Origin of the sequence: Clostridium sp., assembly GCF_050717535.1 — a bacterium.
Classification (GTDB): Bacteria; Bacillota; Clostridia; order Clostridiales; family Clostridiaceae; genus Clostridium_AD.
In genome coordinates this window covers 21,358-32,769 of record NZ_JBOITM010000016.1, presented here as the reverse complement: position 1 = coordinate 32,769, position 11,412 = coordinate 21,358, and the positions used below count along the sequence as shown (strand labels likewise).

Here is an 11,412-nt window from a genome sequence, read left to right as displayed (position 1 = left end):
AATAAGGATAAAATACACTCTTTATTGAAAATAAATATTCTGTTTTTTAGTTCGTATTTATATAAAGGTATTTAGTTGAAATATTCTACTATTTACATTAAATGGGCCTGTTAGGTTGATGGCCATGCTATGGGGGTCGTGTCTAGAACCAATAACTGTAAATTTAAAGTGGCTTTAAAGGGGATGTCTCAAAATGATTAATTTAATCATTTTGAGACACCCCCTCTCATTTTTTTATTGTAAAGATATGTTGGAGGGGATGTAAGAAAAACTGAAAGGTATCTTCTTGCTAGTCGCACTTGCCTGTACGTAGTAATTTTCTGGACCACAGAGGTGTTGAGGGTAACAAATAGAGTTCAGAAATTTGTAATGCAGTAGATAATTTCTGTTTATAGATATAATTGCAAAAAAACTTTAAAGAATTTTAATCGTATAATAATGTGAGAGGTATTATTATACTTATTAGTAAATAAGATATATATACGTATAATTTAGTACTTCTACAATTAAAGGGGGTGGATAGCAAGATGATAAAACATAACCATAAATTTTTGATAGTATTAGTAGGTGTAGCATCTTTTGTTTGTGTCATTGCATTTTTATTAATTAGGAACAACATGAATACAAAGACTTTTGATGATTTTATTGGTAAGCCTAATCCCAACATATCAAAAATGGGGATGTTTGATTGGAATACTGGAAAGAGCGTTTCTACTACTGATAAAATTAAAATTCAAGAGATTGTTACATTATTAAAGAATAGAAACTACCATAAAGTAGCTGACCAAAGAACCATGGTTAACGGCGGAAACTATTCTTATGAATTTTATGTAGACAATAAAGTAGTTTTGGGGATAGGTGACCACGGCGATGTTGTAAATATTTATGGAACCAATTATAAGACAACTATAATACCTAATGATGGACTAAAGAATTGGTATAATTCGTTAATAGCATCACCAACCGTTGCAAAAGACTTTAGCAACAAACTTTTCGAAGTTGGTTCAGTAAAAATGGAAGAATATAAAGATCTTGTCGCAGCAGGTTTAAATGTTGGTGCGGTAGATATAATTGGTGCTGAAGGGGTAATAAAAGCTGATAAGATTGCACATGCCAATTATCTTAAAACATTAAAGCTATTTGATAGACATATAGAGGGACTAATGACAAAGGAAGCATATGAAAATTGTATTAAAAACAGATACAATACTCTAATTTCAGAAATATGTGATAAAGGTAATTACACCACGCGGGTAACTGACGTTATATTAGGTGAAAATTTATATAATGATAAGGAAGGTAAAGTGGGTTATAATTATGAGATTAAGTTATTATTCACATACATGGATGTGAAGGCCGTACGATACGAATATGATATGGTAAAAGGCTCAATAGGACTTTCAAGAGTAAATGATCAGTGGAAGGTTTCTGATTTTAAAATAACTGTAAAGCCCAAATTATCAAAAGATAGATTGTAATATGTTATGCTATTTTGAAGGGGATGATGACCTTTGCAGGAGATGATTTAATTCGTTAGTATACTAGCCGCCACTATGATTAGACTGATTAATACACCCACACCTATTCTTTTAATATACCCGTTAACTAAAATTCGCTTTCTTTTTTTCATCTTGTACCTCCAATTAATTACCAAAGTATTTATTTTTAAGTATAAAAGCTAGTAAACTTTACCTTTTAAATTAATAATAACATAAAAACTTGTTATTTATAGTACTAATTCCAGTACAAGTTAGGAAACCCAAAGATAAACCCAGTGTCGAAGTCACTGTAGGTGTTATTTCCACTTGGATTATTGCAGCACTAAGGCACCAATAGTTTTTCTCACTTAGACCCCTTTTATGCAGTGAAAAAAGTGTATATTAACAAAAATTAAAGATAGAATGAGCATACAGGCTAGTTGTAGGGGTATAAAAAACGACGTGAAAATTTGGTGAAGGTTTAAAAATAGCGAGTAAAAAGTCAGTGAAAAATTTAATTGATTGGGTATATACACAATCTCAAAACGGCTATTTGTGACGTTCTTAAATTATCAAAAGGTAAATGTGCCTAGTTGTTGTAAAGTAATGGATTCAATTTTGCTCATTTATAGTTGATAATAGAAACAAATTCAAACTACTTGAAGCTATTATTGGTAAAAGTTCAGAATCGCTTATGCTTAATCCTGATACTCAAGCAAATATACCAAAGCTTAATAATAAACACGATAAACAACTAAAATAGTTCTAATAAATTTAATAAGTTTGTTAATAATAAAACTCCCAGACATCTATAGTTTTCTTTTTTAGTTGTTGCTTAGTATACTGCGATTGCACACTAACACATAGATTTATTTAGTAGGCCTTTTACCAATGATATGAATTAACATACCTTTTTTATTTGTTCGTTTTAATGTAGTTATCATACCACCCTTTACCTGTCTCCCATTTTTTAGTTTCAATATCTTCTTTTAGTATTTCAGAACAGGCAATTGCCATAATATATTCTTCTAATCCATTATCATTACTATTGGCAAATTTACTGAGCATATAATTCAAAGACTTTTCCCCTTGCGAAACAATGTATTTATAATCTTCATTACTATCAACATCCTTAATATAGTCATATGGATTTGATGATAGTAATACTCTACTATCCTTTGGGTGAGTAATATTGTCCAATTTTTTTTCGATTGTTTGCTCAAAGACTTTATCCGTTGAAACTTTCTTTGTTGTATTACTACATCCACTCAGACTAAATGTGAATAAAATAGATAGACATATAACCATCACCTTTATTAATATTTTTCTCATGAATGTTCTCTCCTTTTAGTTCAACATATTCTACATGGTTGGCACAACTCCCAAATCATCATTACTGCAACTTTTAAGAATATTTCGAAGGTACATTCCCCCTATTAAAGACATATCAAACCTTAAAATATTCTTTTGAAAATTATTTAATATTATTATTTATGAAATCTATACTTTTTTGTATTGCTGATATTGTTTGTTCATTGTTTGTTAATGGTAACCTCATTATTGTTTACTCAAAGTAGGAGATGTTAATTTTCCCTGTTTCCTATTACAAATTATTAACTCGGTAGCCCATTTTTCTTTCTCTTCGCTTTGCAAAGCATGCTCTTTATATGCATTAATTAATTCGGATGCCCTATCGAATTTCTCTTCGCTTTGCAAGGCAAGCTCTTTATATGCATTAATTAACTCAGCTGCCCTATCTGCTTCCTCTCTGATTTGAAAAGCAAGCTTTTTATATGCATCAATTAACTCAGCTGTCCTATCTGCTTCCGCCCTGATTTGAAAAACAAGTTCCTTACTAGCAATAATTAATTCAGCTGCCCTGTCTGCTTTCTCTCTGATTTGAAAAACAAGTTCCTTATTAGCAATAATTAATTCAGTTACGTTGTTGGTTTTCTCTTCACTTTCTTTTAAGCTTATTTCTAAGTACTCTGTTTCTTGTTTATAAAAACTATCATCCATATGCCATTCCACCTTGTTATATATTTTATTGAGACTAAAATACTAATATTATCTAATGATAAGTAAGCCTTCGCATCCCTTTTAATAGAACCTGAACTTGTATTAAATTCATAGAGACCATAGAAATTTATATGCTGCTATGCAACTGGAAAGATATGTTTCAATATTTCTCATTGCCGTTTTTTTCCATTGATACAGATACACCATCTCGTACATTTTGTAAATAATAATTGGTAATTAGCTTGTCCAGTTCTTGACTTAAAGAAACTACTTTACAATCAGTAACCCCTTGAGTGACTATTATTAACTTTTCTAATTTGTCTCTAACTAATTCTATATCATTATTCATAATTTCTCCTTGGTAATATTATTATTTGTTTATGTCATTTTATCCAAGGTGATTAGGGAGCTTAATAGTTGATATAGCACTCATTTAAATTAAACTTAACCTTATATTCTTTTTTATCTAACTTTGCTTTTTTTATAGTATTCTCAACAACTTTATCAAGTTTATCTGAAATAATTATCTTTACAAAACCATTCTTCTCTTTGATAAGCATTTACATACACTAGATTCCTAACCTAACTCTGTTTTTAAGATTTTCAAAGCTCTTCTCAAATAAACCTTTACAGTTCCTTCTGGTAAATCAAGAATTTCTGATACTTGACTAATAGTCATATCTTCAAGATATTTCAATATAACAATACTTTTAAATCTTTCACTTAATTTATCAATTGAATTATATAGATCTATATTGCTATCAATTTTAAATTCTGTGTCTAAGGTTTCATTAATATTATTGATTTCGTTGTAATCTTCAATAGAGATTACTTTATTATCATGATTTAATATTAAGTTACAAGTATTTATAAGAATTCTAATAATCCACGTATTAAAGAATTTTGGTGTTTTAAGTTCATTCATGTTCATGTAAGCCTTATATATGGATTGGCTTACAGCATCTAACGAATTTTGCTCATTTTTTAAATACGCAAAGGCAATCCTATACAGTTTTTCTTTACATGTGTCTATTAATTTAATAAACTCTTCATCATCTTGCTCTTGAGTATTTTTTATTAATATATTGGGGTTCATTTACACCATGTCTCCTTTCTTATACTTATAATACTTATAACACTAATTAGAGCATTATAAGCTATAAAAAGTTACAATTCTATTGGATTATTTTACAACAATTTAATCAAAAAAAATGTTGTATTTTGATTAATTTTACAGTATTTTAGGTAATAAAGAGGAAATGCAGAAATATGTATGAATTTGTAATAGAATATGAAAAGTAAAATATAATAGACTAGTGTCTTTGTTAGACTTTTTTTGAAAGCAAAGTGAAAGTAACTCAATTACTATTGTGTTACTTTTAAAATATCAATATATTTAGATTAGTATATATTATACTTCTTCATTTACTTAAAAACTGTTGTAAACACAGAAACGAAGATTACAAATATCCCACTTAAAATCAGCAAAATTGCTTCTCCTTTTTTATTCTTAATATATGAGTAGTACCCGTTTGATATGTTCAATATACCTAATAATAGTAATTCAATTGGCATCGCAATTTTCATACTAATGATACTAAATAAAGCTAAAAACGATAATATAATAATGATTACTGAAATTAATATTTTTATAACTTTTATCTCTTTCAAATTAGTACCTCCCCTATTTCATTCACAATTTTTTACCATTGTAAAACAAAATCAATCTCTTAAATGGAGATAGATTTTGTTTAGGTCTAATGAGTTTTTTATGAGCGCCGTGGAGTAGTGTTACAATTTATTATTTTTATTTGCTATTATGCCTGTTAAACCAATACTAAATATTAATACCCCAATTAACATAAACGAGTGTATGAAACCATTTAGTATAGGAACAAATTCACCAGATAAATTTTTATTATAATACACTATTTTAACTGCTGTATACCCCAAAGGCGTACTTATTAATATTATAATAAATGATAATAAAAAATATTTAATGTAATTTTTCATGATTATTCTCCCTTTAATATATATTAATAAGCCGTATTTAAATACAATTGCATACTAACTATATACACCCATTATACAATTACTGGTATACTAATATCAATAGAAATCAATCTTAAAAAACCTACATCAACCGCTGATATGGGTGTCTTTTGATGATAAATAATTATATTTTAAATGTTTGTGTTAGCAAAAAATTGAAAACAAGTATTTCAAATACACCTCCAGCTCTGTAAATATAAATTTTAAAATCTCCAGCTTCTAATTTATCAATCGTGAAAATACTTCTAATAGTATTTCGTATTTTGAAAACTCCTACTGGGCAAATAATCATAAATAAACCCATAATTAACCCTATTGCACAAAGAATTTGAGCAAACATCATAAATATACTCATACTTTAAATTTAGTTGTATCATACTTATCTAATCTACCAGGTTGGATTAATGGTAAAATTATGATTAATGCTCCAATTTAAAGTCTTGACATACCAATTTTTACTTTATTAACTTTAATTTATTTTAATTTACTTATTATACAATATTAGACGTAAATATTGTGCAAAAGGTTTCAATCAAAAATAAAAATATTAATCAATTCTACTTCATTAAAAATTTCTGAATATTACCCTTCTCAATATATATAAAAGTTTGACACGCACTTTCTAATAGTAAATTAGGGAAAAAAAGCAAAAAAGCTAATTGAGTGCGAGCCGATTAGCTTTTGGAGCAGAACCTTATTTTACATAGCAGTTAAAGAAATAAGCAATTTCATTAGCTTCTATTATTTATAACATTATTAATGACTATTCCTTCGTAGTTTACTAACTATATGAACTAACTTAACTTATAAAATTAAAATTTTTCTACTTCTTTAGTTTAAATTCAGCATTATCTGTTATCTTAAATCCCAATCTATCATCTGTTAAATTTACTTTTGATGATTTATCTTTGTGAAAAATAAGTTTATCTCCTTTTACTTGAAATAAATATTTATACTTTTTATCTGTTGTAGTCATTGTTAATATATTGCCATCTATTGTATATGTTCCAAAGGGCATATAACTACTTAATAAATCATACGTAAATGTAATATTACCATTAGAAATATTAACTTGTGGTAGTGCATCACCCTTTGTTGCTGTTTGCTCCAAGACATAAGCTCCATATTTTACTGAGACTACAACATTACTGGAATTACATGCAGTCAAAAATAACAAAATTAATACCATAAGCAAACTAAACCCTATTCTTTTCATCTCTCATTATTCTCCTCTCTAATTCTATTTTATATTATTTGCTTCGTTCTTTCCTACAAGTATTCATATATCATAGAAATACGATTTATGAAGCATTTAAGAAATATGTGGATTAATATTTGTATTTTATATACCTTTTGATTTTGGCTATTCCTGGTATTAGATAATTTATACAATGGAATAATAGCAGATATAGTGCTAAATATAAATTGCTTAAATTATATTTAATTACTATCAGTCCAAAAATAACGGCACATACTGAGTTTAAAATTGAAATGTACAATTGAAGATTTAAGAATTTTTGTCTATTTAATATTATAAAATCATCATTTCTATTATAAATATTGACTTTATTTTTGAAAATTATAGAATAAATTAAAAAAATTACCCCTATGCCAATTAAAACTAACCCTAATGAATTCAACTTACCCGCACCCCCAGTTAGTTCAACATATATTATAATATAATTGTTAATAAATAGTATTTCTTAGGTAGATTAACAATATAAGAATATTTAGAACTATTGACTTTAGTTCTTTGTTGGTGATATCGCTTTACACTTTACCCTTTTGTTTTAAATTATTATATCTATATATCCCCAAAAACCATTGCATTAATGAAGTTATAATTCCTAAGATAGCACCCATTAATAAAGCAGTATAAAACGGTTGGATTCGTAATTCTCCAAATATGCTATTTTCATTCAATAAAAATAATATGCTCAGTATAGCCATCCAAGCAATCATAATAAGACTATTTTCAAGGACATGCTTTAATAAGCCTTTTGCTTTTGTTTTTTTCCAAGATTTAATGAAAATTTCATCATCATCATAAAATTTCCTTGATAATTTATTTGGTTCAAGTTTTTTTATAATAATTAAGTATCGAAAAATTAGAACCATAACTAGATATACAACAATAAAAATAGCGAACGTTTTATATATACCCATATATATTCCCTTCCTATAAGTTAGTGGATTTTGTTTTAAGTAATAGTTTATTAAAACTCCTTGTTTATATTTTTGATATTATGTAGAAAGAATTATTCAATAATCAATAAAAAATAATATGCCAATTATAGTTTCAAATAACATGTTAAGTCCTATGTTATTTTATTAAAAACACCTCAAAAACGAAACCGTTGAGCTGATTACTTAATGTCCTTTTTTGCACAGTAAGCATTTAAAATTTAATGTAATCTTCCGATTCATGTTAGGACCTCATGGAAAAAGTAAAACCTAATTGTCCTCATTTTTTCACTATATCTTCCCCAAAAAATTAGCCCCTGGTACATAAGGTAAATTTAATTTATGACCTCTGTTATTTAGTAGCTGTGCTTTTATAATCGTAAGTTCTGTATGTACATTTAGAGCACAAGCTATTTGAGAATAAGTATAGTCCTGCGCTACTAGCTCTAAAAAAGTATCATCGGGCATAAGAAGTTCTGCTGCAAAATAGTTTGCTTGTATTTCAGGTATGGATGATTTTAAGGATATGCACACTTCATCTTGAAACATGTTAATTTTGAGTCCTCTATGAAAACGGTCATGACCAATCTCATGAGCACAAACTATTCTAGCACTCATTTCATCTATACTATTATTAATAACAATATATCTATTCCTTAGTATATAAGTATAAAACCCTTTTAAATGGGGAAGCTTTTCATATCTTAAATCTATCCCTAGATACTCAGCTATTTTAAAGGGGTTATTTGTTTCATAAGTTTTTACTAGTTTATTAGCACATTTAGAAATACTTGAACGATTCATTCGCACACTCCCCACAGTTGTTAGTAGAAAAGTTATTTTTCAATTTCTTTTCTACCGTACTTAACCTTATTTTTCTTTTTTGCATCAAAATAAAGCTCCGAAATTATTCTAAAGACCTCATCTTTATCATCGTCCATGAGTTCGCCGCCAGCGAACAGCATTTCTACATTCTTCAGTATTCCTTGTGCTTGTTTGTGACCTACAGCACCATATTCTTTGCTAGAATCTTGCAAAAATGAACCATCCGTGCCAAGAAGATAGTCAACTGAAACGTTGAATACTTCTGCAAACTTTGCAATGACTTCTTGTTTTCTAGGGAACCTTTCGTTGGCTTCATAATATCCTAAAACTCTATCTGAAACACCAATTAAATTACCAAGTTCAGCTTGGGTTAAACCGGAACTGTTTCTAAGGTGTTTAATTCTATCACCAAATAACATAAGATTCGCCTCCATTCTAATTTTATAATATCAAATTGTTGGGTAGGTGTCAATAAGTGGAAAAAAATATTTTAAAAAAACTATTTGTTCGATTTACATTGAACAAATCATTCGATATAATTAACATATAAAGTAAACATATACATTATATACAAAGAGGAGGGAACAAATTATGAAAAATATGGTATTTGTTACGCAACGTGAGCTTAAAGGTATGTCACAAGTGAAACTTGCAAGTCAGCTTGGTATTTGTAAGGACTATGTGAATATGATTGAAAATAACAGAAGAATGCCAGGTTTTAGCCTTGCTAAAAGAATTGCAGATTTATTTGGAATTACAGTGGACCACCTATTTTTTTGTTCATATAAAGAATAAAATATGCAATGACTATACAAAGAGAAGGAGGAAAATTATGAACATTAACATTGATATTAACATAAGAGCCTCAGAGGATATAACAAACTCTCTTTTGACTCTTGCTGCGGTTCTTCACAATGCAATTCCCGTTTTTAATGAAAACCAAAAACCAATAGAACTTATAAAATAGTTCGGAGCTACAAAGCTGACAGAGATTCCAAAAGAAAAATATGGTGAGCTTTTAAAACAAATAGATCTTATTAAATAGAGGAGGGTGAATATGAAAATAATTACAGGAAAAGTGAGATTTAGTGATGCAGGCTGGTATAAATTTGTAATATTTTTAAAGTGCAAATTAGAATGGCAAGGTAAACAATTAGTTAAAGTAGATAGGTTTTTTGCTTCTTCAAAATTGTGTAACAATTGTGGTTCTAAAAATATTATGCTGACCTTAAGTGATAGAGAATGAACCTGTAGCAAATGTAACCAAAAACATGACAGGGATATAAACGCTTCACTAAACATACGTAGCGAAGGAATGAGAGTATTAGGTATAGTGTAATATATACGTGATGCGCCGATTGGGACATCGGTAAGAGCCTGTCTTCTAGTTAGTAGAAGAACAAAAGTATTTCTTTTGTAGGAGAACATGTTAGACCATTAACTCGCAAGAGTTAAGGCTGTGTTTGATGAATCAGGAATCCCGTGACTTTTAGTTATGGGTAGTTCAAGAGGATACCTTAAAATCCTTTTTAACAAGGCAGGACGATAAATTTAGAGCAAGTTATGGGCAGAAATCTTAATGATATATAACAATGGAGAATCTTTAATATTAGAAAGTTCCCTTACAGAAGCCGCAGAGACAGCACAAATTGAAGCCTTTGAAAGTGATGAAAGAGAAGGCATAGTTATAGATTATTTAGATAAACTTTTGCCAAACAATTGGGAAGAGCTGGGTTTATATGAAAGGAGAAGCTTTTTAAGGGGTGAGGGTGAATTGGCAGTTAAACCTGTAGGAGCTGTATTACGTGACCATGTTTGCATAATAGAGATTAAAGAGAATAGGAAGGGTAGGTGTGCCTAATACGCATACCCGCATAAGAGAATCTTGTCCTAGTTGTCCCAAGGATGTACTAAAACCCAGCAAACAAGCCATTCATACACGGGACAGCGGTACAGGTGGATAAAATCAAAGTATTAATATAAAAACAAGGCGGTGTATATTGTGGAAAAATTAGTTGAAAGGGCTAAAGCTAAAGAAGAAAGCGCTACAGAAGAAATAATAGAAAAAATTAAATATCTAATATTTAAGGAGGCTTCAAAATATCACATTCCAGCATGGATACTTATCCGTTATAAGAGCTATAGCTATGTACAAGCTAGGTAGCAACAGCTTTAATGGCTATTGTATAAGTTCTATAAAAATGAATTTCAAAGCACTTTTAAAAGGACAAATAAAGCATTTTAGAGAGGTGGCAAACAATGATATGTTAGATTTTGATACCTGTTATGGATTTAGTCATTTCAAAGAACATTTTTGCATCAGCTAATGGTAGCTTGGTTGGCAAGAAAGATGCTAAGATAGTTACTACGGATACAAGTACAGTTGAAGTAGCATAGTAAAAGTGAGCCAGTAGATAAATCTACTGGCTCACTTTTTGGGGTTATATTAAAATTATCTAATTAAAGGGGGGCTCTAATTAAAAAAAATCAATTGCTTTCTATGTACTTATAATAACAATTCTATGTGTCATTGTAGTGACAAAACTAAAGATTAATTGTAAATTAAAGAAATTGGTAACGAAGTGGACAAGTTCCGTTTTCTAAGAACTTGGTAGGAAGCAATATAATTATTCTAGGAAATGACTTAATTGTTATCTTTAGAACCTAAAATTAAAAAAGCAGAATTGAATATCAACTCTGCTTATATATTAAAATTCTTTTTAACAACAATTATGATTATTATGCTTTTTTTCACAACGAGTATCACAATATGAATCGCACCATTTATCGCACCACTGATTATTATAATGAGGATTACATTTGTTTTTATAACAATTGTCATGACGACGGTTGT

19 protein-coding genes are annotated in these 11,412 nt (G+C 29.0%); 7 read left to right on the top strand and 12 right to left on the bottom strand.

What is annotated here, in order from left to right:
• The first annotated feature begins 527 nt into the window (after window positions 1-527).
• A complete protein-coding gene (locus ACREVU_RS03570) occupies window positions 528-1,478 on the top strand; it encodes a hypothetical protein (protein ID WP_431550254.1) in 951 nt (316 codons plus the stop codon).
• Between the two features lie 915 nt (window positions 1,479-2,393).
• Here ACREVU_RS03570 and ACREVU_RS03565 read toward each other — a convergent pair.
• The 12 genes from ACREVU_RS03565 to ACREVU_RS03510 form a co-directional block, all read right to left on the bottom strand.
• Window positions 2,394-2,810 carry a hypothetical protein gene (locus tag ACREVU_RS03565; protein WP_431550253.1) on the bottom strand — a complete coding sequence of 139 codons (417 nt, stop codon included), beginning with the start codon at window positions 2,808-2,810 and terminating at the stop codon, window positions 2,394-2,396.
• A gap of 225 nt (window positions 2,811-3,035) precedes the next feature.
• Window positions 3,036-3,497 (bottom strand): hypothetical protein, encoded by a 462-nt coding sequence (locus ACREVU_RS03560; RefSeq protein ID WP_431550252.1) that lies wholly within the window; start codon window positions 3,495-3,497, stop codon window positions 3,036-3,038.
• Between the two features lie 160 nt (window positions 3,498-3,657).
• On the bottom strand, window positions 3,658-3,846 hold the full coding sequence (locus ACREVU_RS03555) for an aspartyl-phosphate phosphatase Spo0E family protein (RefSeq protein ID WP_431550251.1): 189 nt from the start codon (window positions 3,844-3,846) through the stop codon (window positions 3,658-3,660).
• Window positions 3,847-3,907: 61 nt separating this feature from the next.
• Window positions 3,908-4,057: a hypothetical protein gene (locus ACREVU_RS03550; RefSeq protein WP_431550250.1), complete on the bottom strand. Its 150-nt coding sequence runs from the start codon at window positions 4,055-4,057 to the stop codon at window positions 3,908-3,910.
• Between the two features lie 17 nt (window positions 4,058-4,074).
• Entirely contained in the window at window positions 4,075-4,593 is a 519-nt protein-coding gene (locus ACREVU_RS03545; RefSeq protein ID WP_431550249.1) for a sigma-70 family RNA polymerase sigma factor, read from the bottom strand.
• 329 nt (window positions 4,594-4,922) lie between these two features.
• On the bottom strand, window positions 4,923-5,168 hold the full coding sequence (locus ACREVU_RS03540; protein ID WP_431550248.1) for a hypothetical protein: 246 nt from the start codon (window positions 5,166-5,168) through the stop codon (window positions 4,923-4,925).
• Between the two features lie 120 nt (window positions 5,169-5,288).
• Window positions 5,289-5,510, bottom strand: a complete 222-nt coding sequence (locus tag ACREVU_RS03535) for a hypothetical protein (RefSeq protein ID WP_431550247.1) — start codon at window positions 5,508-5,510, stop codon at window positions 5,289-5,291.
• Window positions 5,511-5,673: 163 nt separating this feature from the next.
• Entirely contained in the window at window positions 5,674-5,904 is a 231-nt protein-coding gene (locus ACREVU_RS03530) for a DUF6199 family natural product biosynthesis protein (protein ID WP_431550246.1), read from the bottom strand.
• 468 nt (window positions 5,905-6,372) lie between these two features.
• Entirely contained in the window at window positions 6,373-6,765 is a 393-nt protein-coding gene (locus tag ACREVU_RS03525; RefSeq protein WP_431550245.1) for a hypothetical protein, read from the bottom strand.
• Between the two features lie 554 nt (window positions 6,766-7,319).
• The gene (locus tag ACREVU_RS03520) at window positions 7,320-7,715 is read right to left on the bottom strand and encodes a hypothetical protein (protein WP_431550244.1); all 396 of its coding nucleotides are present in this window, start codon (window positions 7,713-7,715) and stop codon (window positions 7,320-7,322) included.
• 309 nt (window positions 7,716-8,024) lie between these two features.
• On the bottom strand, window positions 8,025-8,537 hold the full coding sequence (locus ACREVU_RS03515; RefSeq protein ID WP_431550243.1) for an ImmA/IrrE family metallo-endopeptidase: 513 nt from the start codon (window positions 8,535-8,537) through the stop codon (window positions 8,025-8,027).
• A gap of 32 nt (window positions 8,538-8,569) precedes the next feature.
• The gene (locus ACREVU_RS03510; protein ID WP_431550242.1) at window positions 8,570-8,992 is read right to left on the bottom strand and encodes a helix-turn-helix domain-containing protein; all 423 of its coding nucleotides are present in this window, start codon (window positions 8,990-8,992) and stop codon (window positions 8,570-8,572) included.
• A gap of 157 nt (window positions 8,993-9,149) precedes the next feature.
• Here ACREVU_RS03510 and ACREVU_RS03505 point away from each other — a divergent pair, with 157 nt between their 5' ends.
• From ACREVU_RS03505 to ACREVU_RS03480, 6 genes are all read left to right on the top strand, one after another.
• Window positions 9,150-9,353 carry a helix-turn-helix transcriptional regulator gene (locus tag ACREVU_RS03505; protein ID WP_431550241.1) on the top strand — a complete coding sequence of 68 codons (204 nt, stop codon included), beginning with the start codon at window positions 9,150-9,152 and terminating at the stop codon, window positions 9,351-9,353.
• A 37-nt stretch (window positions 9,354-9,390) separates the two neighbouring features.
• Window positions 9,391-9,525 carry a hypothetical protein gene (locus ACREVU_RS03500; protein WP_431550240.1) on the top strand — a complete coding sequence of 45 codons (135 nt, stop codon included), beginning with the start codon at window positions 9,391-9,393 and terminating at the stop codon, window positions 9,523-9,525.
• A gap of 90 nt (window positions 9,526-9,615) precedes the next feature.
• Window positions 9,616-9,804, top strand: coding sequence for a zinc ribbon domain-containing protein (locus ACREVU_RS03495; protein ID WP_431550239.1), 189 nt, complete (start codon window positions 9,616-9,618; stop codon window positions 9,802-9,804).
• Window positions 9,805-10,137: 333 nt separating this feature from the next.
• Window positions 10,138-10,419, top strand: a complete 282-nt coding sequence (locus tag ACREVU_RS03490; protein WP_431550238.1) for a hypothetical protein — start codon at window positions 10,138-10,140, stop codon at window positions 10,417-10,419.
• 141 nt (window positions 10,420-10,560) lie between these two features.
• On the top strand, window positions 10,561-10,722 hold the full coding sequence (locus ACREVU_RS03485) for a hypothetical protein (RefSeq protein WP_431550237.1): 162 nt from the start codon (window positions 10,561-10,563) through the stop codon (window positions 10,720-10,722).
• A gap of 122 nt (window positions 10,723-10,844) precedes the next feature.
• Window positions 10,845-10,955, top strand: coding sequence for a DUF2922 domain-containing protein (locus tag ACREVU_RS03480; RefSeq protein ID WP_431550236.1), 111 nt, complete (start codon window positions 10,845-10,847; stop codon window positions 10,953-10,955).
• Window positions 10,956-11,412 lie beyond the last annotated feature (457 nt).

Bases quoted from the DNA above. Each gene is read 5' to 3' on its own strand.
- ACREVU_RS03490 (WP_431550238.1), top strand. From the start codon at position 10,138: ATGATATATAACAATGGAGAATCTTTAATATTAGAAAGTTCCCTTACA.
- ACREVU_RS03510 (WP_431550242.1), bottom strand. From the start codon at position 8,992: ATGGAGGCGAATCTTATGTTATTTGGTGATAGAATTAAACACCTTAGA.
- ACREVU_RS03565 (WP_431550253.1), bottom strand. From the start codon at position 2,810: ATGAGAAAAATATTAATAAAGGTGATGGTTATATGTCTATCTATTTTA.
- ACREVU_RS03520 (WP_431550244.1), bottom strand. From the start codon at position 7,715: ATGGGTATATATAAAACGTTCGCTATTTTTATTGTTGTATATCTAGTT.
- ACREVU_RS03560 (WP_431550252.1), bottom strand. From the start codon at position 3,497: ATGGATGATAGTTTTTATAAACAAGAAACAGAGTACTTAGAAATAAGC.
- ACREVU_RS03480 (WP_431550236.1), top strand. From the start codon at position 10,845: ATGGATTTAGTCATTTCAAAGAACATTTTTGCATCAGCTAATGGTAGC.
- ACREVU_RS03555 (WP_431550251.1), bottom strand. From the start codon at position 3,846: ATGAATAATGATATAGAATTAGTTAGAGACAAATTAGAAAAGTTAATA.
- ACREVU_RS03530 (WP_431550246.1), bottom strand. From the start codon at position 5,904: ATGAGTATATTTATGATGTTTGCTCAAATTCTTTGTGCAATAGGGTTA.
- ACREVU_RS03500 (WP_431550240.1), top strand. From the start codon at position 9,391: ATGAACATTAACATTGATATTAACATAAGAGCCTCAGAGGATATAACA.
- ACREVU_RS03545 (WP_431550249.1), bottom strand. From the start codon at position 4,593: ATGAACCCCAATATATTAATAAAAAATACTCAAGAGCAAGATGATGAA.
- ACREVU_RS03505 (WP_431550241.1), top strand. From the start codon at position 9,150: ATGAAAAATATGGTATTTGTTACGCAACGTGAGCTTAAAGGTATGTCA.
- ACREVU_RS03570 (WP_431550254.1), top strand. From the start codon at position 528: ATGATAAAACATAACCATAAATTTTTGATAGTATTAGTAGGTGTAGCA.
- ACREVU_RS03535 (WP_431550247.1), bottom strand. From the start codon at position 5,510: ATGAAAAATTACATTAAATATTTTTTATTATCATTTATTATAATATTA.
- ACREVU_RS03550 (WP_431550250.1), bottom strand. From the start codon at position 4,057: ATGCTTATCAAAGAGAAGAATGGTTTTGTAAAGATAATTATTTCAGAT.
- ACREVU_RS03515 (WP_431550243.1), bottom strand. From the start codon at position 8,537: ATGAATCGTTCAAGTATTTCTAAATGTGCTAATAAACTAGTAAAAACT.
- ACREVU_RS03525 (WP_431550245.1), bottom strand. From the start codon at position 6,765: ATGAAAAGAATAGGGTTTAGTTTGCTTATGGTATTAATTTTGTTATTT.
- ACREVU_RS03495 (WP_431550239.1), top strand. From the start codon at position 9,616: ATGAAAATAATTACAGGAAAAGTGAGATTTAGTGATGCAGGCTGGTAT.